21 protein-coding genes are annotated in these 23,177 nt (G+C 70.4%); 15 read left to right on the top strand and 6 right to left on the bottom strand.

Annotation, left to right across the window (positions count from 1 at the left end; all coding sequences use genetic code 11):
- Positions 1-103: 103 nt before the first annotated feature.
- The 10 genes from HJD23_RS17455 (at position 104) to HJD23_RS17410 (ending at position 8,911) form a co-directional block, all read left to right on the top strand.
- Positions 104-1,036, top strand: coding sequence for a DUF2520 domain-containing protein (locus tag HJD23_RS17455; RefSeq protein ID WP_171109708.1), 933 nt, complete (start codon positions 104-106; stop codon positions 1,034-1,036).
- On the top strand, positions 1,033-2,046 hold the full coding sequence (gene panC / locus HJD23_RS17450; protein WP_171109709.1) for a pantoate--beta-alanine ligase: 1,014 nt from the start codon (positions 1,033-1,035) through the stop codon (positions 2,044-2,046). Before HJD23_RS17455 ends, panC begins: the two co-directional genes overlap by 4 nt.
- Entirely contained in the window at positions 2,043-3,773 is a 1,731-nt protein-coding gene (locus HJD23_RS17445) for an L-aspartate oxidase (protein WP_171109710.1), read from the top strand. The genes panC and HJD23_RS17445 overlap by 4 nt, the downstream gene beginning before the upstream one ends.
- Before the next feature lie 5 nt (positions 3,774-3,778).
- Entirely contained in the window at positions 3,779-4,759 is a 981-nt protein-coding gene (nadC, locus tag HJD23_RS17440; RefSeq protein WP_171109711.1) for a carboxylating nicotinate-nucleotide diphosphorylase, read from the top strand.
- A 16-nt stretch (positions 4,760-4,775) separates the two neighbouring features.
- Positions 4,776-5,573 carry a type III pantothenate kinase gene (locus tag HJD23_RS17435; protein WP_171109712.1) on the top strand — a complete coding sequence of 266 codons (798 nt, stop codon included), beginning with the start codon at positions 4,776-4,778 and terminating at the stop codon, positions 5,571-5,573.
- Positions 5,574-6,017: 444 nt separating this feature from the next.
- Positions 6,018-6,728, top strand: coding sequence for a hypothetical protein (locus HJD23_RS17430; RefSeq protein WP_171134145.1), 711 nt, complete (start codon positions 6,018-6,020; stop codon positions 6,726-6,728).
- 157 nt (positions 6,729-6,885) lie between these two features.
- Positions 6,886-7,068 carry a hypothetical protein gene (locus HJD23_RS17425; protein ID WP_171109145.1) on the top strand — a complete coding sequence of 61 codons (183 nt, stop codon included), beginning with the start codon at positions 6,886-6,888 and terminating at the stop codon, positions 7,066-7,068.
- 135 nt (positions 7,069-7,203) lie between these two features.
- The gene (locus HJD23_RS17420; protein ID WP_171109143.1) at positions 7,204-7,749 is read left to right on the top strand and encodes a BlaI/MecI/CopY family transcriptional regulator; all 546 of its coding nucleotides are present in this window, start codon (positions 7,204-7,206) and stop codon (positions 7,747-7,749) included.
- A 9-nt stretch (positions 7,750-7,758) separates the two neighbouring features.
- Positions 7,759-8,307 (top strand): amino-acid N-acetyltransferase, encoded by a 549-nt coding sequence (locus tag HJD23_RS17415; protein WP_171109141.1) that lies wholly within the window; start codon positions 7,759-7,761, stop codon positions 8,305-8,307.
- A 268-nt stretch (positions 8,308-8,575) separates the two neighbouring features.
- Complete coding sequence (locus tag HJD23_RS17410; RefSeq protein ID WP_141314683.1) at positions 8,576-8,911, top strand: Lsr2 family protein; 336 nt, start codon at positions 8,576-8,578, stop codon at positions 8,909-8,911.
- Here HJD23_RS17410 and HJD23_RS17405 read toward each other — a convergent pair.
- The gene (locus HJD23_RS17405) at positions 8,890-9,477 is read right to left on the bottom strand and encodes an SCO3374 family protein (RefSeq protein ID WP_232107939.1); all 588 of its coding nucleotides are present in this window, start codon (positions 9,475-9,477) and stop codon (positions 8,890-8,892) included. The genes HJD23_RS17410 and HJD23_RS17405 overlap by 22 nt on opposite strands.
- 444 nt (positions 9,478-9,921) lie before the next feature.
- Between HJD23_RS17405 and HJD23_RS17400 the strand changes: the two genes are divergently transcribed.
- On the top strand, positions 9,922-12,447 hold the full coding sequence (locus HJD23_RS17400) for an ATP-dependent Clp protease ATP-binding subunit (RefSeq protein WP_171109136.1): 2,526 nt from the start codon (positions 9,922-9,924) through the stop codon (positions 12,445-12,447).
- Between the two features lie 77 nt (positions 12,448-12,524).
- On the opposite strand, the gene HJD23_RS17395 is transcribed toward HJD23_RS17400, so the two are convergent.
- Complete coding sequence (locus HJD23_RS17395) at positions 12,525-13,157, bottom strand: HAD family acid phosphatase (protein WP_171109134.1); 633 nt, start codon at positions 13,155-13,157, stop codon at positions 12,525-12,527.
- 115 nt (positions 13,158-13,272) lie between these two features.
- On the bottom strand, positions 13,273-16,374 hold the full coding sequence (locus tag HJD23_RS17390; RefSeq protein ID WP_171109132.1) for an NACHT domain-containing protein: 3,102 nt from the start codon (positions 16,372-16,374) through the stop codon (positions 13,273-13,275).
- 374 nt (positions 16,375-16,748) lie between these two features.
- Between HJD23_RS17390 and HJD23_RS17385 the strand changes: the two genes are divergently transcribed.
- Complete coding sequence (locus tag HJD23_RS17385) at positions 16,749-17,438, top strand: M23 family metallopeptidase (protein WP_171109130.1); 690 nt, start codon at positions 16,749-16,751, stop codon at positions 17,436-17,438.
- 198 nt (positions 17,439-17,636) lie between these two features.
- Here the strand turns inward: HJD23_RS17385 and HJD23_RS17380 are convergent, their stop codons facing one another.
- Positions 17,637-18,218: a TetR/AcrR family transcriptional regulator gene (locus HJD23_RS17380; protein WP_171109129.1), complete on the bottom strand. Its 582-nt coding sequence runs from the start codon at positions 18,216-18,218 to the stop codon at positions 17,637-17,639.
- Positions 18,219-18,412: 194 nt separating this feature from the next.
- On the opposite strand from HJD23_RS17380, the gene HJD23_RS17375 reads away from it, so the two are divergent.
- The 3 genes from HJD23_RS17375 (at position 18,413) to HJD23_RS17365 (ending at position 21,016) form a co-directional block, all read left to right on the top strand.
- Positions 18,413-19,912, top strand: coding sequence for an MDR family MFS transporter (locus tag HJD23_RS17375; protein ID WP_197972232.1), 1,500 nt, complete (start codon positions 18,413-18,415; stop codon positions 19,910-19,912).
- Between the two features lie 170 nt (positions 19,913-20,082).
- Positions 20,083-20,520 (top strand): helix-turn-helix transcriptional regulator, encoded by a 438-nt coding sequence (locus tag HJD23_RS17370; protein WP_171111471.1) that lies wholly within the window; start codon positions 20,083-20,085, stop codon positions 20,518-20,520.
- Positions 20,521-20,578: 58 nt separating this feature from the next.
- Positions 20,579-21,016, top strand: a complete 438-nt coding sequence (locus HJD23_RS17365) for a VOC family protein (RefSeq protein ID WP_171109125.1) — start codon at positions 20,579-20,581, stop codon at positions 21,014-21,016.
- A gap of 60 nt (positions 21,017-21,076) precedes the next feature.
- On the opposite strand, the gene cseC is transcribed toward HJD23_RS17365, so the two are convergent.
- Positions 21,077-22,423 carry a two-component system sensor histidine kinase CseC gene (cseC, locus tag HJD23_RS17360; protein WP_171109123.1) on the bottom strand — a complete coding sequence of 449 codons (1,347 nt, stop codon included), beginning with the start codon at positions 22,421-22,423 and terminating at the stop codon, positions 21,077-21,079.
- 19 nt (positions 22,424-22,442) lie between these two features.
- Positions 22,443-23,147: a two-component system response regulator CseB gene (gene cseB / locus HJD23_RS17355; protein ID WP_171109120.1), complete on the bottom strand. Its 705-nt coding sequence runs from the start codon at positions 23,145-23,147 to the stop codon at positions 22,443-22,445.
- Positions 23,148-23,177 lie beyond the last annotated feature (30 nt).

The following is a 23,177-nucleotide window of genomic DNA, read 5'->3' as shown; positions in this document are numbered from 1 at the left end:
CCACAGCCTGTGGACAACCGAACGCCCGTCGAACCAATCGCGTTAACATGACGAGAAATCGTCCGGTACCCCGAGCGGACTGGAACGGGAAGGCCGCCGTCGCGTGAGTACAAGCCAACAGCCAGACCCCAGGGACCGCCCCGCGCGGCTCACCGTCGGCGTCGTCGGCGCCGGTCGGGTGGGCCCCGCCCTCGCCGCGTCGCTCCAGCTCGCCGGGCACCGCCCGGTGGCCGTCTCCGCGGTCTCCGACGCCTCCCGGAGGCGGGCCGCGCTGCTCCTGCCCGACGTGCCGGTCGTCCCGCCCGCAGACGTGCTCCAGCGCGCCGACCTGGTTCTGCTGACCGTCCCGGACGACACCCTGCCCGGCCTCGTGGAGGGTCTCGCCGCCACCGGGGCGGTACGGCCGGGGCAGCTGCTGGTGCACACCTCCGGGCGGTACGGCGCGAACGTCCTGGAGCCCGCTCTGCGCGTCGGCGGACTGCCGCTGGCCCTGCACCCCGCGATGACGTTCACCGGGACTCCGGTGGACGTCCAGCGCCTCGCAGGGTGCTCTTTCGGCGTCACCGCCCCCGAGGAGCTGCGGCTGGCCGCCGAGGCACTCGTCATCGAGATGGGCGGCGAGCCCGAGTGGATCGCCGAGGAGAACCGCCCGCTCTACCACGCGGCGCTCGCCCTGGGCGCCAACCACCTGGTGACACTGGTCGCCCAGTCCATGGAGCTGCTGCGCACGGCCGGCGTCGAGGCCCCCGACCGGATGCTCGGCCCGCTGCTCGGCGCCGCCCTCGACAACGCCCTGCGCTCCGGCGACGCGGCCCTGACCGGCCCTGTCGCGCGCGGAGACGCCGGTACGGTCGCCGCGCACGTCACGGAGCTGCGCCGGCACGCCCCGCAGGCCGTCGCCGGCTATCTGGCGATGGCGCGGGCGACCGCCGACCGGGCGCTGGCCCGCGGCCTGCTGAAGCCCGAACTCGCCGAGGACCTGCTCGGGGTACTCGCCGCCGACACGACCCTGCCCGAGAACGGGGGAGACCGATGAGCCGCCGCAGCTTCGAACTCGTCCCCACCCTGGACGACCTGACGTACGTGCGCGAACACCACGCCGTACCCGGCCGTACCGCCGTGGTGATGACGATGGGCGCCCTGCACGACGGCCACGCCACCCTCATCCGCACCGCGCGCGGGCACGTCGGACCGGACGGCTTCGTCGTCGTCACGGTCTTCGTCAACCCCCTGCAGTTCGGCAAGGGCGAGGACCTCGACCGCTACCCGCGCACCCTGGAGGCCGACCTCAAGATCGCCGAGCAGGCCGGCGCGGACGTGGTGTTCGCCCCCGCCGTGGACGAGGTCTACCCGGGCGGCGAGCCCCAGGTGCGCATCACCGCGGGCCCCATGGGGGAACGCCTGGAGGGCGCCTCCCGCCCCGGCCACTTCGACGGCGTGCTCACGGTCGTCGCCAAGCTGCTCCACCTCACCCGCCCCGACGTCGCGTTCTTCGGGCAGAAGGACGCACAGCAGCTCGCCCTGATCCGCCGCATGGTGCGGGACCTGAACTTCGGCGTCGGGATCGTCGGCGTACCGACCGTGCGGGAGGACGACGGCCTGGCCCTGTCCAGCCGCAACCGCTACCTCTCGCCCCAGGAGCGGCGCACGGCGCTCGCGCTGTCCCGCGCGCTGTTCGCGGGCCGCGACCGGCACGCCGCGCAGGAGGCGCTGCGCGCGCGGGCGCGTGAGGTGCCCTCCACGCGCGCGCGTGCCGAGGCGCTGAGCGCGATCGGCGAGTCCCGCGCCGCCGCCGACGCACACGCCGTCGCCAAGGCGGTCCCCGGCGGCCCGTCCGCCGTCCGCGCCGCCGTCCGCCTGGTCCTCGACGAGGCCGCCCGCCTCGACCCGCCCCTGGTGCTGGACTACCTGGCCCTGGTGGACCCCGACGACTTCACCGAGATCGACGACGACTTCACGGGAGAGGCCGTCCTCGCGGTCGCCGCCAAGGTCGGCACGACCCGGCTGATCGACAACGTCCCCCTCACCTTCGGAGCCGCCTCGTGACCAGCACAGGCATACGACTGCACGCCCCCGCCCCGGGCTGGTCCATCGCCGCGGACGTCGTGGTCGTCGGCTCCGGCGTCGCCGGTCTCACCGCCGCGCTGCGCTGCGAGGCCGCCGGCATGCGGACGGTCGTCGTCACCAAGGCGCGCCTCGACGACGGCTCCACCCGCTGGGCGCAGGGCGGCATCGCCGCGGCCCTGGGCGAGGGCGACAGCCCCGAACAGCACCTGGACGACACCCTGGTCGCCGGGGCCGGTCTGTGCGACGTGGAGGCGGTACGGATCCTCGTCACGGAGGGCCCCGACGCCGTACACCGCCTCATCGAGACCGGCGCCCACTTCGACGAGTCCACCGAGGGCGAACTGGCGCTCACCCGCGAGGGCGGCCACCACCGCCGCCGTATCGCCCACGCCGGCGGCGACGCGACCGGCGCGGAGATCTCCCGCGCCCTCGTCGAGGCCGTACGCGCGCGTGGCCTGCGCACGATCGAGAACGCCCTCGTCCTGGACCTCCTCACGGACGCCGACGGCCGCACGGCGGGCGTCACCCTGCACGTCATGGGCGAGGGCCAGCACGACGGCGTGGGCGCGGTGCACGCCCCCGCGGTGGTCCTCGCGACCGGCGGCATGGGCCAGGTCTTCTCGGCGACGACCAACCCCTCGGTCTCCACCGGCGACGGCGTGGCCCTCGCCCTGCGCGCGGGCGCGGAGGTCAGCGACTTGGAGTTCGTCCAGTTCCACCCCACGGTGCTGTTCCTGGGCCCGGAGGCGGAGGGCCAGCAGCCCCTGGTCTCGGAGGCCGTACGCGGTGAGGGCGCCCACTTGGTGGACGCCGACGGCGTGCGCTTCATGCAGGGGCAGCACGAGCTCGCCGAACTCGCCCCCCGGGACATCGTCGCCAAGGGCATCATGCGGCGTATGCAGGAGCAGGGCGCCGAGCACATGTTCCTGGACGCCCGGCACTTCGGGGCCGACATGTGGGAGCACCGCTTCCCCACGATCCTCGCCGCCTGCCGTGCCCACGGCATCGACCCGGTCCACGAACCGATCCCGATCGCCCCGGCGGCCCACTACGCCTCCGGAGGCGTCCGCACGGACTCCCACGGCCGTACGACCGTCCCCGGCCTGTACGCGTGCGGGGAGGTCGCCTGCACCGGCGTGCACGGCGCCAACCGGCTCGCCTCCAACAGCCTCCTCGAAGGCCTGGTCTACGCCGAGCGCATCGCCCACGACATCGCGGTGACCCACCGCCGCAACGGCCTCCACGCGCGCGTGCCCGCCCCGGTCCCGCACCCGGAGCAGCCCGCGCACCCCCTCCTCGCCCCCGAGGACCGCTTCACGATCCAGCGGATCATGACCGAGGGCGCCGGAGTCCTGCGCTCCGCGGACTCCCTCACCAAGGCCGCCGAACAACTCCACCGACTGCACGCCGACGCCCGCGACGCGCTGCACGAGAACGGCAAGACGGCCGAGCCCGGCGTGGACACCTGGGAGACCACGAACCTCCTGTGCGTGGCCCGGGTCCTGGTGGCCGCGGCGCAGCTCCGCGACGAGACCCGCGGCTGCCACTGGCGCGAGGACCACCCCGACCGCGACGACACCGCATGGCGCCGCCACATCGTCGTACGGCTGAATCCGGACCGCACACTCGCCGTCCGTACCACGGATACCGCAGACTTCCCCCCAACCCGCCGGCACCATCGGGCGCACCGTCCCCAGGAGCAGTGAGAGCAGTGAGCACCCCCGACCTTCCCCTCGCCCCGTCCGACGGCTGCGGTGACGGCTGCGCCTGCGGCGCGGACACCGACGACGAGGCCTACCTGGAGTGCGGCCTCGACCCCGCACTCGCCCAGCTCCTGGCCGACGCCGGACTCGACCCCGTGGAGGTCGAGGACGTCGCCAACGTGGCCATCCAGGAGGACCTCGCGGGCGGCGTGGACGTGACGACGGTCGCGACCATCCCCGAGGACGCGGTGGCGACGGCCGACTTCGTGGCCCGCGAGGCGGGCGTCGTGGCGGGCCTCAGGGTCGCCGAAGCGGTCATGTCGATCGTCTGCGAGGACGAATTCGAGGTCGAACGTCACGTAGAGGACGGCGACCGAGTAACCGCAGACCAGAAACTGCTCTCCATCACCACCCGCACCCGAGACCTCCTCACCGCCGAACGCAGCGCACTGAACCTCCTCTGCCGCCTCTCCGGCATCGCCACGGCCACGCGCGCGTGGGCGGACGTCCTGGAAGGCACGAAGGCGAAAGTCCGGGACACCCGCAAGACCACCCCCGGCCTGCGCTCGCTCGAAAAATTCGCGGTCCGCTGCGGCGGCGGCGTCAACCACCGCATGTCCCTCTCCGACGCGGCCCTGGTCAAGGACAACCACGTGGTGGCGGCGGGCGGCGTCGCCCAGGCCTTCAAGGCGGTACGGGAGGCCTTCCCGGACGTACCGATCGAGGTCGAGGTCGACACCCTCCACCAGCTCCGCGAGGTCGTGGACGCGGGCGCCGACCTGATCCTCCTGGACAACTTCACTCCGGGCGAATGCGAAGAGGCAGTGGCCCTGGTCCACGGCCGAGCAGTCCTCGAAGCCTCCGGCCGCCTGACTCTCGCCAACGCCAGGGCGTACGCCGAAACGGGCGTCGACTACCTGGCCGTGGGCGCCCTGACGCATTCCTCCCCGATCCTGGACATCGGCCTGGATCTGCGAGCGGCGGAGTAGGGAGCGGGAACCGGCCATGCTGCTGACGATCGACGTAGGCAACACCCACACCGTCCTCGGCCTCTTCGACGGCGACGACATCGTCGAACACTGGCGCATCTCCACGGACGCCCGCCGCACGGCGGACGAGCTGGCGGTGCTCCTCCAGGGCCTGATGGGTATGCACCCCCTCCTCGGCGACGACCTGGGCGACGGCATCGACGGCATCGCGATCTGCGCGACGGTCCCCTCCGTCCTCCACGAACTCCGCGAGGTGACCCGCCGCTACTACGGCGACGTCCCCGCCGTCCTCGTCGAACCGGGCGTCAAGACGGGCGTCCCGATCCTCACAGACAACCCCAAGGAGGTGGGCGCCGACCGCATCATCAACGCGGTGGCGGCGGTCGAGCTGTTCGGCGGCCCCGCGATCGTCGTGGACTTCGGTACGGCGACGACGTTCGACGCGGTCAGCGCGCGCGGGGAGTACGTCGGCGGTGTCATCGCCCCCGGCATCGAGATCTCGGTCGAGGCCCTCGGCGTCAAGGGCGCCCAACTCCGCAAGATCGAGGTGGCCCGCCCCCGCAGCGTGATCGGCAAGAACACCGTCGAGGCCATGCAGTCAGGCATCGTCTACGGCTTCGCAGGCCAGGTCGACGGAGTCGTCAACCGCATGTCCCGCGAACTCGCCACGGACCCCGACGACGTCACGGTGATCGCAACGGGCGGCTTGGCCCCCATGGTCCTGGGTGAATCCTCGGTCATCGACGAACACGAACCCTGGCTGACCCTGATCGGCCTACGCCTGGTGTACGAACGCAACGTCTCCCGCATGTAAGAAGGCCTGCCCTGCGCCAGCGGCCCGACTGCCCGCGGCTACGCGTTGCTGCGGCCGAGCCGGGGATGCCCCGCAGCCCGGCGTCGCATACGGCGAGCGCCCCCGCGCGCGCCACGGCGATAGCCGCACTCGCGGACGCACGGAAGGGGCCGTGTCGGGGGGTGTCCGCCCGCAGCGGTTGGCGCGTCAACACGGGTACCTCTGTGAGAGACCGAGTCGCGCCGTTCCGAGGACGGACACCCCCCGGCGCGGCCCCGACCCACACCCCGCACCGTAGGCGCTACCGCAACCACGCACCCACAGCCACAGGCCGCCGCAGGCATTCAGCCCTCCGCCCCGCCCACCCGAGTGGCACCCCACGCCACACCCACCCCCTACCTCCTGGTTTGTCTGATTAGCGCGTATCGTCGCCCCATGCCCACGCCATACGGATCCCGCGGCGGCATGGCGTTCGGTGTGGCGGAGCTGCGTGTGCTCCGCCGCGCTCTCGCCCTCGCCCTCCACCCCGGCCAGGCCTCGGCCGAGGACGTCCAGGACTGTCACCGCCTGGCCGAGTCCCTCGACGAGGCGATGCGCGAGGGCGCCCGCCTGCGGGCCTTCCTCGTGGCCGACCTCGCCCGCTACCGCGCCGCCCTCCCCGGCACCGCGGCCGGCTACCTCACGCTCCTTGAGGAGGCGCTGCGCGCCGGATACCGCCCCCACCCCGACGACCTGGCCGCCCTACGGTCCCTCCGTGGCACCCCCACCGCCACCGCCCTGCTCGACCGCTGCCAGACCCTCGCCGAACAGGACGTACGCACGCGCCTGACCCGCAGCACCACCACCCCACCCCACGCCGCACCCCACGCCGCACCCCATACCGCAACCCTCGCCACCCTCGTCCCGGCCTCCCGCACCCACCTCCTCGCCCTCCCCGGCGGCCTCACCAACACCGCCGAGAACCCGGCAGCCAAACCCGACCGCAATCCCGAGAAGAAGCCGGCCGAAAAGCCGGCCGAACCGTCCCCAGCCCCCACCCCCACCCCGACCCCCGCCCCCGCGCCCGCCGCCCCGAAGCCCACCCGCCGCCCCGTCCCCACCCCGGGCGAGGTCTTCCCCCGCCGCAAACCACCCCAGCCCCCCGCGAACCCCCCACAGCAACTCGCGGCCGTCTGACCCTCCGCCCCTACGCCGCCCTCGCCCCGCCGCCCCGCCCTCGCCCCGCCGCCCCGCCCTCACCTCGCCGCCGCCCCGCACCCGCCCCACCCTGGCCCTGCCCCCACAAGGCGCGCCCCGAACAAACCCCCCAATCCCCCACCACTACCCTGGACCCATGGACTACGTCTCCGCGCTTCTCCCCCCGATCGTCATGGCCGTGTTCTTCATCGGCGTGATCCGGGTGATCGTGAAGTCCCAGGGCGGCGCCAACAAGGCCAAGGAGGACGCGGCCGTCGACGCCGCCCTCACCCGCGCGGAGGGCACGCGCCAGCCCTCCGCGGCCACCCCCGACGCCTGACACGGCCGCCTCGGACGCGCCCACAGTGGCGTACGCCCCTCACACCAGGGTCGTACGCCCCTTTTGTCCCCATTCGCCAAGAAAAATGCCCACCCAGCACGCCATAACCCAGATCTCCCACTATTGTGCTGAACTGTGCCTCGCCCATTGGGAGAACTCGAAGACGCGGTCATGACGCGGGTGTGGAAGTGGAACCGCCCGGTGACCGTTCGAGAAGTCCTGGAAGATCTTCAGCAGGAACGGTCCATCGCCTACACCACGGTGATGACCGTTATGGACAATCTCCATCAGAAGGGCTGGGTGCGCCGCGAGGCGGAAGGCCGGGCCTATCGATATGAGGCGGTCTCCACCCGGGCCGCCTACGCCGCCGCCCTGATGAACGACGCCTGGTCGCAGAGCGACAACCCCGCCGCCGCGCTCGTCGCCTTCTTCGGCATGATGAGCGAGGAACAGCGCAAGGCCCTGCGGGACGCGGCACGCATCGTAGGCATCCCGGAATCCCCCGAACCCGAAGCGCCGCCCCGCACCCGCCCCACCACCGAGCCGACCGACCCTGTCAAGAGCGCCGAACGCGCCGAACCGACCGAACCCCCGAATACCCGCCCCGATACCCAGGCCGAGAACCCCACCGACAACCCCACCGAGAACCCCGGCTCCGCCCCGGAGGCCCCCGGACGATAGCGTCCGCTCATGTCCGCAGAGTCCCCCTCCGCCGAGAACCTCGAAGTCACCGCTAAAGCCATCACCGTCCGCCGGGCCCGGACCAGCGATGTCCCCGCCGTCCGCCGACTCCTCGACGCCTACGTCCGCGACGGCATCCTGCTCGACAAAGCCACGGTGACGCTTTACGAGGACATCCAGGAGTTCTGGGTCGCGGAACGTGACGACAACGCCGAGGTCGTCGGCTGCGGCGCACTGCACGTGATGTGGGAAGACCTCGCGGAAGTCCGCACTCTCGCCGTGAAGCCCGGCCTCAAGGGCGCCGGCGTCGGCCATCACTTGCTGGAGAAGTTGCTGCAGACCGCACGCTGGCTGGGTGTTCGCCGGGTTTTCTGTCTGACCTTCGAAGTCGACTTCTTCGGCAGCCACGGCTTCGTGGAGATCGGTGAGACGCCGGTCGACACCGATGTCTACGCGGAGCTGCTGCGTTCATATGACGAGGGCGTCGCGGAGTTCCTGGGTCTCGAACGAGTGAAACCGAACACCTTGGGCAACAGCCGGATGCTTCTGCATCTGTGATCACCAAGGGTATGCCGGGGGGTATGCCGTAGGTATGCCCGGGGTATGCCGGAGTATTCCACCCGAGCCCGCTGCCCAAGTTCCCTATGTCCGAAACGCGCATGTTTCCGGGCGGGGACCGTGGGCCGGCCTCTCCCGGGGGTTTGTGTTTTTCCAGCAAAAGCGGTTTGCTTTCCGACGTACTGCAGTACTGCATATAACAGGGGGCGGCGAAACGGCGGACGCCGCAGACCCCCGGCCCTCAACGTTATCGATGAAAGGAAATCCGGTGGCACAGAAGGTTCAGGTCCTTCTTGTCGACGACCTCGACGGCGGCGAGGCGGACGAGACGGTGACGTTCGCGCTGGACGGTAAGACGTACGAGATCGATCTCACGACCACCAATGCGGACAAGTTGCGCAGCCTTCTTGAGCCCTATGTGAAGGGCGGTCGGCGTACTGGTGGCCGTGCTTCCGGTGGGCGTGGAAAGGCGCGTGCCGCGTCCGGCGGCAGCCAGGACACCGCTGCGATCCGTGCGTGGGCGAAGGAGAACGGTTACGAGGTCAACGACCGTGGCCGTGTTCCCGCGTCCATTCGCGAGGCTTACGAGAAGGCCAACGCCTGAGCGCACACGCGTCGCAGCCGGATTCGGTGGCAGTGAGTCGCCACCGTGTCCACCAGCCGTACGAGATCGGGGGCGCCTCCAACGCCCCCCATGGCCGACAACGTCGGCAGCGAGGCCTCGACCTCGCACCCCGGTTCGGGGGGCCGCAGCCACACGGCGGCCCCCTGAAGAGAGCCGCCCTCTGCGGCGCGGCCGGCCGCAGCGTCCCCCGGCGGGACGGGAGCCTCCATCACCCCGCTCCCGATGTCACCGCCGATGACCCGTAGATCCAGCGGCAGGCCGCCCCACTCCAGCCAGTCCAGCACCCCCGGCAGCTCGTCCGCGCTTCCCGGCGCCACCAGCAGCCGCATCCGGTCACCCTGGACGGCCACCGGAGAGCCCGGAACAAGGTGCCGCAGGCCCGCGAGGCCCGCCTCGGCCGGTACGTCCAGGACATCGAAGCGGGCGCCCACCGACAGGTGGAGCGGGGTGCCCGGCACGGTCGGCCAGCCCAGTTCGTGCTCGTACCACCGCCTGACCCGATCGCCCGGATCGACAGGGCGCCGTGGGATCGGGACCGAGGGCATCGCGCCAACCATGCCAAGCGAAACCGTCAAAACGGCGTTCGAGTTACGCTGGGTGTTCCTGATGGTGCGCAGAGTGGCGAAAGAGGGGGCATGTGGGGGCGCGGGGTGGCGCAAGGTTGTTCGCCCGTAGCGGAGGGAACGGGGGCGCGCGGCATGGAGTGTCGGTGCCTGCGGGTAAGACATCCCTAGTGAGAGGGGGCGACACGCAGGACAGGGCGTCTCACGTTCGCCATCGGCGTAGTGATGGTGAGGGTAACCACCTGGCCTGCGGGAACATCGTCTCGCACCATCGGGTTGGAGCAGATGTCGGCGTTAGCGGGGTCAGGAGGCCATCGACGGTGTCGGCAGTTGGAATGAGCGGTCCCCGCTTGCGGGACTAAGCTGCGGAAGGACAGGGAGGGGAAGTTCCCCCCACTGCCTGACCGCTCTGAGGAGCGATTAACGATGTTCGAGAGGTTCACCGACCGCGCGCGGCGGGTTGTCGTCCTGGCTCAGGAAGAAGCCCGGATGCTCAACCACAACTACATCGGCACCGAGCACATCCTCCTGGGCCTGATCCACGAGGGTGAGGGTGTCGCCGCCAAGGCCCTTGAGAGCCTCGGGATTTCGCTCGAGGCGGTCCGCCAGCAGGTGGAGGAGATCATCGGCCAGGGCCAGCAGGCGCCCTCGGGTCACATTCCCTTCACCCCCCGTGCCAAGAAGGTGCTGGAGCTGTCGCTCCGCGAGGCCCTTCAGCTGGGCCACAACTACATCGGCACGGAGCACATCCTGCTCGGCCTGATCCGTGAGGGCGAGGGCGTCGCCGCCCAGGTCCTGGTCAAGCTGGGCGCAGATCTGAACCGCGTGCGGCAGCAGGTGATCCAGCTGCTCTCCGGTTACCAGGGCAAGGAGACCGCCACCGCCGGCGGTCCTGCCGAGGGCACCCCCTCCACGTCCCTGGTCCTCGACCAGTTCGGCCGGAACCTCACCCAGGCCGCTCGTGAGTCCAAGCTCGACCCGGTCATCGGGCGCGAGAAGGAGATCGAGCGGGTCATGCAGGTGCTGTCCCGCCGTACGAAGAACAACCCGGTCCTGATCGGTGAGCCCGGCGTCGGCAAGACCGCCGTCGTCGAGGGTCTCGCCCAGGCCATCGTCAAGGGCGAGGTGCCCGAGACCCTCAAGGACAAGCACCTCTACACCCTGGACCTCGGCGCGCTGGTCGCCGGCTCCCGCTACCGCGGTGACTTCGAGGAACGCCTGAAGAAGGTGCTCAAGGAGATCCGCACCCGCGGCGACATCATCCTGTTCATCGACGAGCTGCACACGCTGGTCGGTGCGGGTGCCGCCGAGGGCGCCATCGACGCGGCTTCCATCCTGAAGCCGATGCTGGCCCGCGGTGAGCTGCAGACCATCGGTGCGACCACGCTGGACGAGTACCGCAAGCACCTGGAGAAGGACGCGGCCCTGGAGCGCCGGTTCCAGCCGATCCAGGTCGCGGAGCCGTCCCTGCCGCACACGATCGAGATCCTCAAGGGTCTGCGCGACCGGTACGAGGCGCACCACCGCGTCTCCATCACCGACGAGGCGCTGGTCCAGGCCGCCACCCTGGCCGACCGGTACATCTCCGACCGCTTCCTGCCGGACAAGGCGATCGACCTGATCGACGAGGCCGGTTCCCGGATGCGGATCCGCCGGATGACCGCGCCGCCGGACCTGCGCGAGTTCGACGAGAAGATCGCCGGTGTCCGCCGGGACAAGGAGTCCGCGATCGACTCGCAGGACTTCGAGAAGGCCGCCTCTCTCCGCGACAAGGAGAAGCAGCTCCTGGCCGCCAAGGCCAAGCGGGAGAAGGAGTGGAAGGCCGGCGACATGGACGTCGTCGCCGAGGTCGACGGCGAGCTGATCGCCGAGGTCCTCGCCACGGCTACCGGCATCCCGGTCTTCAAGCTGACCGAGGAGGAGTCCAGCCGACTGCTCCGCATGGAGGACGAGCTCCACAAGCGGGTCATCGGCCAGGACGACGCCGTCAAGGCGTTGTCGAAGGCGATCCGCCGTACGCGTGCGGGTCTGAAGGACCCGAAGCGTCCGGGTGGTTCGTTCATCTTCGCCGGCCCGTCCGGTGTCGGTAAGACCGAGCTGTCCAAGGCGCTCGCCGAGTTCCTCTTCGGTGACGAGGACGCGCTGATCTCCCTCGACATGTCGGAGTTCAGCGAGAAGCACACGGTGTCGCGTCTCTTCGGTTCGCCCCCCGGCTACGTGGGCTACGAAGAGGGCGGTCAGCTGACCGAGAAGGTGCGCCGCAAGCCGTTCTCCGTCGTCCTCTTCGACGAGGTGGAGAAGGCCCACCCGGACATCTTCAACTCGCTGCTGCAGATCCTGGAGGACGGTCGCCTGACCGACTCCCAGGGCCGGGTCGTGGACTTCAAGAACACGGTCATCATCATGACGACCAACCTCGGCACCCGGGACATCTCCAAGGGCTTCAACCTGGGCTTCGCGGCCTCGGGTGACACGAAGACCAACTACGAGCGCATGAAGAACAAGGTGTCGGACGAGCTCAAGCAGCACTTCCGGCCCGAGTTCCTCAACCGCGTCGACGACGTGGTCGTCTTCCCGCAGCTGACCCAGGGCGACATCCTGCGGATCGTCGACCTGATGATCGGCAAGGTGGACGAGCGACTGAAGGACCGGGACATGGGCATCGAGCTCTCCCAGTCCGCCAAGGAGCTGCTGTCCAAGAAGGGTTACGACCCGGTGCTGGGTGCGCGGCCGCTGCGCCGCACCATCCAGCGCGAGATCGAGGACTCGCTGTCGGAGAAGATCCTCTTCGGCGAGCTGCGTCCCGGTCACATCGTGGTCGTGGACACCGAGGGCGAGGGCGAGACCAAGACCTTCACCTTCCGTGGTGAGGAGAAGTCGGCCCTGCCGGACGTCCCGCCGATCGAGCAGGCGGCCGGCGGCGCGGGTCCGAACCTGAGCAAGGACGCGTAGCCGCTGCGCTCGGCTTGAACAGAGGGGCTGCCCCGGGACCAGGTCCCGGGGCAGCCCCTTTTGCTGGTCCGGTCGGCTCAGGACAACTGGCCGTCGTAGTCCGGCAGCTTGTACGCCTTCTCGGCGTGGCCGCCCGACAGGTCGGTGGTGTTGTTGCCGATGTTGGCGATGATCGTGTAGCCCTTGGACTCGATGTTCACGCGCTGGGCGGTCTTGTAGGCGGCGACGTCCTTGAAGAGGTCGAAGAAGCCGCGGACGTAGAGGCCGTCGACCTCGTAGCCGACCTTCTCCAGGTTGTACTCGGTGGGCGCGTAGATGATGCCCGGGCGGGCGGTGACGAAGAAGATGTCGACGCCGCGCTGTTGGGCGTACTCGGCGACCTCCAGGACCGGCTTGTTGGCCGGCTGCGGGAAGCTGAAGCCGAAGTCGGTCTCCAGCGTGGTGTTGTCGATGTCGAAGACGATCGCCTGCTTCTCGCCCGGCTCGGCCTGGGCGATCCGCTGCTTCAGGTACGGCAGCGCCTGGTCCATCACGGCCTGACAGTCCTTCTGCCAGGTGGCGTAGTCGACGTCCGCGGCGGCGGCGGTGGTGGCCGCGGTGGTCGTGGCGGTGCTGGTCGCGGCCTCGGCGGGGGCGGCGATGGCCACGAGGGCGGCCGCGGCGACGGCGGTTGTGGCGGCGCGGCTCGCCCAGGGGCGTCTTCTCGTCATCTGGGGGTCCCTTCACGTCCGTACGGTGACCGGCATGTCGTGTGCATGTTCGTGCGTGAGGGTGGCGCGAGGGGAACCGTAGGGTTACTGGACGGTAGGTGTCCAGGGGTGTGCGTCACACAACGGTGCGGTCCCTGGTGAACGTCGGTGTCACCGGGAGGAGTTCGCGTACGTGGTCCGGTACGTCGGCGACGTCGACGGCCAGGTTGATGCTGACCGTCTGCAGGTTGGGGAACAGGGTACGGACACCGGAGATGTCCTCGGTGCCGTGGAAGTTGTTGAGGCGCAGGGCCGTGACGCCGGGCAGCGGCGGGCCGTCCCAGCCGACGGCCTGCCAGTTGAGGCGCAGATCCAGGTCGTTGAGGCGGCCGATCTCCTCGTAGTCCTCGGGGGTGAGTGGCACGGCCGGGGTGGCGAGGCTGAGATGACGCAGTGTCGTCAGGCGGTGCAGGCCGCGCAGGCCGGTGTGGGTGATGGCGTTCTTGGTGAGCCGGAGGTAGCGCAGGGGCAGGCCCTCGGGGAGCGCCCGGTCCAGGGACTCGGCCTGGAGGGCGATCCCCAGGTCCAGCTGGTCCAGCGTCGGTGAGCCGGAGAGCGCGGACAGCACGTCCGGTCGTTCCAGACCGGGCAGGAGGTCCAGCGAGAGCCAGCGCAGCGGCAGGCGGGCCAAGGGCGCGATGTCGTCGACCTGCGGGCATCTGCTGAGGTCCAGATAGGTGAGCCGGTCCTGGTCGGCCAGGCACTGAAGGTCCCGCAGCTGTTCGTTGCCGCGGATGACCAGCTGGGTCACGCCGTCGGGCAGCTCCGTGGGGTCCACGTCGCCGATCAGCTGCAGTGACGGCCGGCCGCCCAGTTCGCGCAGGAAACGCAGGTGGTCCCCGGAGTGCGCGGCGAAGAAGAGGTCGTCCTCGGGCAGATGGGCGATGACCTCCGCGCCGTACCGCCTGGTGGGGAACCGGTGCCAGGTCCAGGTGAGTTGGGCCCGCACCGCCAGGGCCGGATGCGAGCGGAAGCGAGCGAGGACGGGCAGGGCGGCGTCCGTGCCGATCAGCGACGCCGTGATGACGACGGCCCGGGCCTCCTCGTCGCTGAGCCCCTCCGGCCCCGGCAGCAGTTCCAGCGCGAGCGGGCCGACCGAGGCCAGCGCGCGGGCCTCCTCCTTCGTCCGGGGTGGGATCAGGACGGCGGCCTGCTGCTCCACCTCGGCCCGCACCCCCGGATCCAGCTCCGTTGCATGCTCCAGGGACGCCAGCGCCAGTAGTCGTACCCGCGCGCGAGCCGGGTCCTCCAGCCGGTCCGCGAAAGCCACTAATTCCCGCAATAGTTCCGCCCGTTCCCGCGGTCGCGCGTGCGCCACCGCCATCCGGATCACGTCCACCCACTGCTCGTCCGCCGCGCCCCGCACCAGCAGCCCGAAGTCCCCGTCCTCCACCGCCGCCTTCGCGCCCAGGTAGTCCTGGAAGGTGCGGTGGACGAACTCCACGGTGCCGGGGGACGGTTCGCGCAGCAGCCCGCTGCGGACCAGCAGGTGCCGCAGGATCGACGGGGCGTCGCCCTGGGAGGCCGCGGCGGGGAGGGCGGGGAGGACGTCGGCGACGAGGCGCTCGGCCCGCTCGCGGTCCATCTCCGACTGGTTGTTGCGGATCAGCCAGTAGGCGAGCCGTTGGAGCAGCTGGATCTGGGGGAGTTCGGTGAGGTGGATGCCGTCGGGGCCGGCCATGTCCCGCTCCTCGTCCCGGCGGGCCAGCAGCATCGACAGGGCGGCGTCGTACAGCTCCTGGCGGCCGTGCGGGAGATAGCCGCGCCGGTCCCGGTGCAGGGCGCAGATCAGGCCGCACATCAGGGGGTTGGTGGCCAGGCGGCCGAGGTCGGGCTTGGTGCGCACGGCGTCGAGGAGGCTGCGCTCGTAGGCGTCGAGGCGGTCGCGGTCCTCCGGGGCGTCGGCGCGGGCGGCCGTATGCCAGCGGGTGACGAAGGCGGCCACGTCGTCCGCCCTCATCGGGGTGAGCGCCAGCTCCGTGAAGCCCTCGGGGGCGAGCCAGTCCTCCCGTACGGCGGAGGGGCGGGAGGTGACCAGCCACTGGTTGCCGGGATAGACGTCCAGCAGGTCGCGCAGCCAGCGGCGGGTGCGTTCGCGCTCGCGTTCGGGGATCTCGTCGATGCCGTCCACCAGCAGCAGCCCCCGGCCCGCGCTGAGGACGTGGTCCGCCCAGCCGTCCGGCTGGCTCGCGTGGAAGGGGACGCGTACGGCGGACAGGAAGGCGTCGGGTGCGGGGAGGCCGTCGGGGCGGCGGACCAGGGTGCGCAGGGGGAGGACGAACGGGATGCGGTCGCCGCGCTCGCCCCGGGCGGCGGTGACCGCGAGCCACTGGACGAGCGTGGTCTTGCCGGAGCCGGCCACCCCGCGCAGCAGCACCCGGTCGTGCTCGGCGAAGGCCTGTTCGGCGGGGAGTGCGGTGGCGGCGGAGGCGAAGCCGGGGCCGTCCGGGTCGGCCGCCTCGCCGTCGGCGGCCGGGCGCAGGGCCTGGAGGCTGAGGTAGGCGGCGTCGAGGGGCCAGCGGTCGGGGGAGTTGACCAGGTCGATGCCGTAGATGGTGAGGTGGCCGTGCTTGGTGGTGACGTACGCCATATAGCGCTGTTCGAACGCGGAGTCGGACGCCGGTGCAGTGCGGGCGAGCAGAGCGTCGACCTTGTCGATCAGTTCGCGCTGGCGGCGGGACTGTTCGACCAGAGTGCGGGGGACAAAGGTGGAGCGCTGGGTGAAGAAGTGCAGGATGTGCAGGCACGCGGTGGTGAGCGTCCTGAAGTAGAACAGGGCCGCGTCGAGGGAGAGGTCGCGGTCCGGCTTGCCGCTCGCGGCGCGCAGCCGTGCGGCCAGCGCCTCGTGGCCCAGCTCCACCGCCTGTACGTCGGTCATGTCCAGCTCGCCGAGGGCGTACAGGGTGTTGGCGAGGGCGTGGACGACGGCCTCTTCCTCGTCCGCCGGCAACGCGCGCTCCCCGGCGGCCTTCAGCGCCTGCCGCACCAGCTCGGCGGCCAGCCGCGCCAGGTCCTTGCGGTCGAGCTGCCGCTTCTCACCCCGGAACGAGACGTACGACGAGATCCGCACCGGCCGGTCCACCAGTCCGGCGCCCGCTCCCTCGGTCACGAACAGCTTCTTCACGAGCGGCGCGACCACGGCCGACGCCAGCCGTACGCCGATGACCGACGGTTCCACCCGGTCTCCCCCTGAGCCCTGTTGGCAGGAAACAGCAGAGTAGCGCCGGTCACATTCCCGGATGGTTGGATCTTGCCCGCCGGTGACATGCCGCACAGGCGATTTGTCCGTTACTAGCCGGAATAGTGGAAGGGCCAGTTTGGGCAAAACGGACTTTTATCTCGTAACTCTGCTGTCGGATTCGCGGACTTAGGTGCATTCACCCGGGATGGGTGCCCTGTCAAGAGTCCGCAGATTATGCAATGAAATACTGCCTTCCATAGTAGGTCACACGTTTTGGGCTTTATGGGTCCCCCGGGTACCAAGGGATGGCCCACCCGGCAGGTGCCTTTCGCGCCGAGTGGTTTCCCCGTTCCCGTCCCATGAGGTTCCGCATGTTCACGCAGGTCACGTCCCGTTCTTCCCGTACGTCCCAGCTCCGCACTCGCGCGGCCGTGCTGGCCGCCGGCATCGGCGCCTCGGTCGTGCTGGGGGCCGGGGTCGCGGCCGCCGGCACTTCCACGGCCACTGCCACGACCGCCACCAGCGGTGTCGCGCACGCCGTCGAGGCGCAGGCCGCGGCTCAGGCCAAGGCGGCCGAGGTCGCCGCGGCCAAGAAGGCGAACGCCAAGGTGGCTGCCAAGTCGGCCGCCGCCAAGAAGGCCGCCTCCTGGGTCAGTCCGGTCAAGGGCTACACGCTCAGCGCCAGCTACGCCCAGGCCGGCGGTATGTGGCAGTCCACCCACAGCGGGCAGGACTTCGCCGTGTCCACCGGCACCAAGGTCGTGGCCGCGCACGGCGGTAAGGTCGTCAAGGCCGGCGGCAACGGCGCCGGTGACGGCCCCGCGTACGGCAACGCCATCGTCATCAAGCACGGCAACGGCACCTTCTCGCAGTACGCCCACCTGTCTCGCGTCGACGTGAAGGTCGGCCAGATCGTCGCGACCGGCCAGCGCATCGCCCTGTCCGGCAACACCGGCAACTCCAGCGGTCCGCACCTGCACTTCGAGATCCGCACCACCGCCAACTACGGCACCGCGATAGACCCGGTCGCGTTCCTGCGGACCAAGGGCGTCAAGCTCTGAGGGAATGTGACCTAGGGCCTGTCCGGCGGATCAAGTCGCAGGAAAGCGACGGCGACTGTTCAACGCAGGCGAGCGGGGCCTGGTGCGTGCAGCTGCAAGGCGGAGGAGGGAGTCGACGCGGCGCGTCGGCGACCGACGACAACGCGGCAGATGTGCGTGCCAGGCCCCGCGTCTGCGGCATGATCCGCCGGACAGGCCCTAGGCCGCACCCTTGTGTGCCTGCGTCACCATGTCGATGGCGACCTCCAGGATGGCCTCGCGCTTGTCCTCGGGGTCGCCTTCGAGATCCTGCATCACGAACACCATCCCGGCGTGCAGCGTGAAGATGGCGCTCACGCAGCGGACCTGGTCGGCCAGGGTGGCGTCCGGGTCGATGATGATGTGGCGCAGGCCCTTCATGCGCTCCTTGAACAGATCGCCGATGCGCAACTCCCGTACCGTCGCCTGGTTCTCGTGCATGAAGCGGAACAACGGCGCCGCGGCGGAGAGGTGTTCGCTGTAGCGCCGTACGATCTGCTGCTTCGTCTCCAGGGTGTGCGGCTCATGGCGACCCCACTCGATCAGTTCGTCGATCGGCTGCATCACATCGTCGAAGACGCTGACCAGGATCTCTTCCTTGGTCTTGAAGTGGTAGTAGAGCGCCGCCTTGGTGACGTCGAGGCGTTCGGCGATCTCGCGCAGGGACGTCTTCTCGTAGCCCTGTTCGGCGAAGAGGTCCAGGGCCACGTCCTGGATGCGCCGGCGGGTGTCGCCGCGTCGCCGCTGCTTGGTGCCTTCCATCGTGCCGCCCGTCCTCGTGCTGTCCGGCAACTCCCTGGCCAGGAAGGTAATGCCCCGGCCAAGAAAAACTTACTTGACGCATGGCTAGTTTGCGAGCTACGTTCACGCCGTAGCTAGCCTGGCGGCAAGTAAGTGGGGGAGCGGTGCAAGACGGGAAGCAACCGAGGAGCGTGCGGGTCGTCCTGCTCGCCCTGATGATCGCGATGATGCTCGCGATGCTCGACAACATGATCATCGGCACGGCGATGCCGACGATCGTCGGCGAGCTGGGCGGTCTGGAACATCTGTCGTGGGTGGTGACGTCGTACACCCTGGCGACCGCGGCCTCCACCCCGATCTGGGGCAAGCTCGGCGACCTCTACGGGCGCAAGGGCGTCTTCCTCAGCTCGATCGTGCTCTTCCTGATCGGCTCCGTGCTCAGCGGCATGGCCCAGGACATGGGGCAGCTGATCGCGTTCCGGGCCGTGCAGGGACTGGGCGCGGGCGGACTGATGGTCGGTGTGATGGCGATTATCGGTGACCTGATACCGCCCCGGGAGCGCGGCAGGTACCAGGGCATGATGGCCGGCGTCATGGCGCTGGCGATGATCGGCGGCCCGCTGGTCGGCGGCACCATCACCGACCACTGGGGCTGGCGCTGGACCTTCTACATCAACCTGCCGCTCGGCGCGGTCGCGCTGGTCGCCATCAGCGCCGTACTGCACCTGCCGAAGAAGCGGTCCGAAGCCCGGATCGACTACCTGGGCGCCGCGCTGCTGACCGTCGGCATCACCGCGATCGTGCTCGTCACCACGTGGGGCGGCACGGAGTACGCCTGGACCTCCGCGGTGATCATGGAGTTGATCGGGATCGGTGTCGCCGCGCTGGTCGGGTTCGTGTTCTGGCAGACCCGCGCCGCCGAGCCGATCCTGCCGCTGCACATCTTCCGCAGCCTCAACTTCACGCTGATGTCCGTGATCGGATTCATCGTCGGTTTCGTGATGTTCGGGGCGACCCTGTTCCTGCCGCTGTACCAGCAGTCGGTGCAGGGCGCGTCCGCGACCAACTCCGGGCTGCTGCTCCTGCCGATGCTGGGCGCGATGCTCGTCACGTCGATGGTGGCCGGACGGGTGACCACGCAGACCGGGCGCTACAAGGTCTTCCCGCTGCTGGGCGGGGCGCTGCTGGTCGTCGGGCTGTATCTGCTGTCCCTGATGGACACGGAAACCTCGCGGCTGACCTCCGGTGTGTACATGGCCGTGGTCGGGCTCGGCATGGGCTGCCTGATGCAGATCACCATGCTGGTCGCGCAGAACAGCGTGGAGATGAGGGACATGGGCGTCGCGTCCTCCTCCACCACCCTCTTCCGCACCCTCGGCTCCTCCTTCGGCGTCGCCATCATGGGCGCGCTCTTCAACCACCGGGTCCAGGACGTCATGGCCGAGCGGGCCGGCGCGCTGGGCTCCAAGGTGACCGAACAGTCGGCCCAGCTGGACGCCGCGAGCCTGGCCAAGCTGCCGGTTGCGGCGCGGGAGGCGTACCAGCACGCGGTGTCCGCGGGGACGCACGGGGCGTTTCTGCTGGGCGCGGCGGTGGCCGTGGTGGCGCTGGTCGCGGCGGTGTTCGTGAAGGAGGTCCCGCTGAAGGGGGCGGGGCCGCAGACGGAGGACGCGGGGACGGCTGAGGCTCGGGCGCAGGTGAGCGGGGCGGTCTGATTCGGGGTGGGTGCAGAGGTGGGTGGGGCTGCCTGATTCGGGGGCGGATGCAGGTGAGCGGGGCCTCCTGATCCGGGGCGGTCCAGGTGAGCGGCGTCGTCGGACCCGGGCGGGTGTTCGGCACCGGCGTCGATGTCAGTGGCCCGTGCCACCATCGGCTCATGGACAAGATGCGCCAGCTGCGGCTGGCGAAGGACGCGATGGACCGCGACTGGGCCGACCCCGCACTCGACCTGGACGCGGTCGCCGCGCACGCCGGGTACTCGCGGTACCACTTCGTCCGCGCCTTCAAGGAGGCATACGGCGAGACACCCGGCCAGTACCTCACCCACCGCCGGACCGAGCGGGCGGAGGAACTGCTGCGCGCCGCCGACCTCACCGTCACGGAGATCTGCCACCTGGTCGGCTTCAGCAGCCTGGGCACCTTCTCGACCCGCTTCAAGACGCGCACCGGGCTGACGCCGAGCGAGTACCGCACGAAGCACGTCGGCAGCGGGGCGTCCCTGATACCCGGGTGCTACGCGATGCTGTGGGCCGGCGGCTTCCCGCGTCGCGCGCTCCCCGATCAGCACCGCGGTCAGCACCGCAATTCTGGAGAAGCGCCCTGAGCCGTGCCCTGCCTACGGTGACGAACACAAGCCGTTACCGACGCAGGAGAGCAGAGTCATGATCACCGGCCTGGGCATCGCCACCGTATGGACCTTCGACCAGCAGCGCACCAAGGACTTCTTCACCGAGAAGCTGGGCTTCGAGGTGCGCAGCGAGGTCCCGATGGGCGCCATGCGGTGGGTCACCGTCGGCGCCAAGGAGCAGCCGGACGTGGAGCTGGCCCTGATGAGCCTGGACGGCCCCGGTCTCGACGCCGAGTCCGCCGAGGCGCTGAAGAAGCTGGTCAGCAAGGGGGTCATCGGTGCGGGCGCGTTCCGGACGGACGACTGCCGGGGTGACTACGAGACGTTCCGGGCGCGCGGGGTGGAGTTCCTCCAGGAGCCGCAGGAGCGGCCGTACGGCGTCGAGGCGATCTTCCTCGACGACAACGGCAACTGGTACTCGCTGACGGAGCGCAGCGAAGAGCTGGACTTCTCGAAGGACTTCGGCGTCTGAGCCGACGCCTGCCGCAGTACGGTTCGGCACCGCACCTGAAGGGGCGCGAGCGCGGAGCGCTCAGTCGGCCAGCATCGGGAAGCTCCCCGTGTTCGTCGGCGCGTGTTCCGGCAGCCACAGGACGGCGACGGCGCCCTCGGCCGGTATGTGGTCGGCGGCGCCCGGTGGGCGGACGTTGCGGAAGGTCAGGCGGGCGCCCAGCACCCTCGCCTGGCCGGCCGCGATGGTCAGGCCCAGGCCGTGGCCGACACCGGCGCGGTCCTTGCTGCCGGTGCGGAACCGGCTCGGCCCCTCGGCCAGCAGGTCCTCGGGGAAACCCGGCCCATGGTCGCGGACGCGGATGACCCGGCCCTCGACGGTGACCTCTATGGGCGGCCTGCCGTGCCGGGCGGCGTTGGCGAGCAGGTTGAACAGCACGCGCTCCAGGCGGCGCGGGTCGGTCGTCACCTCCGACTCGTGCACCACCTGCACGCCGACCTCCGCGTCCTTGGCCGCCACTCGCCGGGCGACGAACTCGCCCAGCATGATGTCCTGCAGCTCGGCCCGCTCGGAGGCGCCGTCCAGGCGGGCCACCTCCAGCACGTCCTCGACGAGCGTGCGCATCGCCTTCGCCCGGTCCAGCACCAGCTCGGTCGGGCGGCCCGGCGGCAGCAGCTCGGCGGCGGTCAGCAGTCCGGTCACCGGCGTGCGCAGCTCGTGCGCGATGTCGGCGGTGACCCGGCGCTCCGCCTCCAGCCGCTGCTGAAGCGTGTCCGCCATCGCGTCCACGGCCCGCGCCAGGTCGTCGGTCTCGTCCCGGACGACCCCGCCGATGGCCTCGCGCACCCGCACGTCCGGCTCACCCCTGGCGACCCGGTGCGCGGCGGACGCCGCCTTGCGCAGCCGGCGCGACAGTTGCCCGCCGATGAGCACGCCGAGCGCGCTGCCGCCGAGGACCACCGCGATGGAGCCGATGACCAGGGCCTGGTCGAGGTCCTTGAGGATGTCCGTGCTGCGGTCGGTGAACCCGGTGTGCAGGGACAGCACATGCCCGTCCTTGAGCGGCACGGCCGCCCAGATGTCCGGCCCGCCACCCGGCCGGTCGGTCACGTACGTCGCCCGGCGCCCGTCCTTGACCTTCGCCCGCAGCGCGGACGGCAGGTGCGGGTCGTCGATCTTGATGTCGGGGAAGTTGGGCCGCCCGGACAGCTCATAGTTGCGCTGGGCGATCTGCACCCGCTCGTCGGCGAGGTCGCGCGCGTTGTCCAGCATGGAGACCCGGGCGGCGTTGTGCACGACCAGGCTGAGCACGATCGCGACCAGCGCGCCGACCAGCGTGATCGCCGCGCTGAGCTTCCATCTGAGTCCCGTACGGATGCCCGTACCCCGCACGCGCGCCCCGACCAGGCGCCGGATGATCCCCCGCATCGACGTGTCCTGCCCCGCCTCAGGGCTTCAGCTTGTAGCCGAAGCCGCGGACCGTCTCGATCCGGTCCTGACCGATCTTCGTACGGAGCCGCTGCACATGGACGTCGACGACACGGGTGTCCCCGCCCCAGCCGTAGTCCCACACGCGCTCCAGCAGCTTGTCCCGGGACAGCACCGTGCCCGGCGCGGCGGAGAACTCCAGCAGCAGCCGCATCTCGGTCGGCGTGAGCGCCACCGGGCGGCCGGCCTTGCGCACCTCCATGCCCTCGGTGTCGACCTCGAGGTCGCCGAAGGTCAGCACGCCGCCGGCGGGCGCCGAGCCGACGTCCTGGGGACGGTCAGCACCGCTCGCGTGCCCGAACCGGCGCAGCACCGCCCGGATCCGGGCGACCAGCACGGCACCGTCGAACGGCTTGGTCACGTAGTCGTCGGCGCCCGCCTCCAGGCCGAGGACCACGTCGATCGAGTCCGCCCGCGCCGACAGCATGATCACCGGGACGGTCGACTCGTCGCGGATACGGCGGCACAGGCTGACCCCGTCGAGGCCCGGCACCATGACGTCCAGCAGGGCGATGTCCGGCCGGTTCGCCCGGAACGCCTCCAGCCCCGACAGCCCGTCGGGCATCGCGGTGACCGCGAAGCCGTCCCGCTCCAGGGCGAGCTGGGTGGCCTCGCGGATGACGTCGTCGTCCTCGACGAACAGGACGTGGGTCTGGTCTGCCATCCGTGCTCTCAGTTCGTATCCGGTGGGGTC

This window comes from Streptomyces sp. Z423-1 (genome assembly GCF_013009255.1).
Classification (GTDB): Bacteria; Actinomycetota; Actinomycetes; order Streptomycetales; family Streptomycetaceae; genus Streptomyces; species Streptomyces gossypiisoli.
This window is presented reverse-complemented; position numbering and strand designations above follow the sequence as displayed.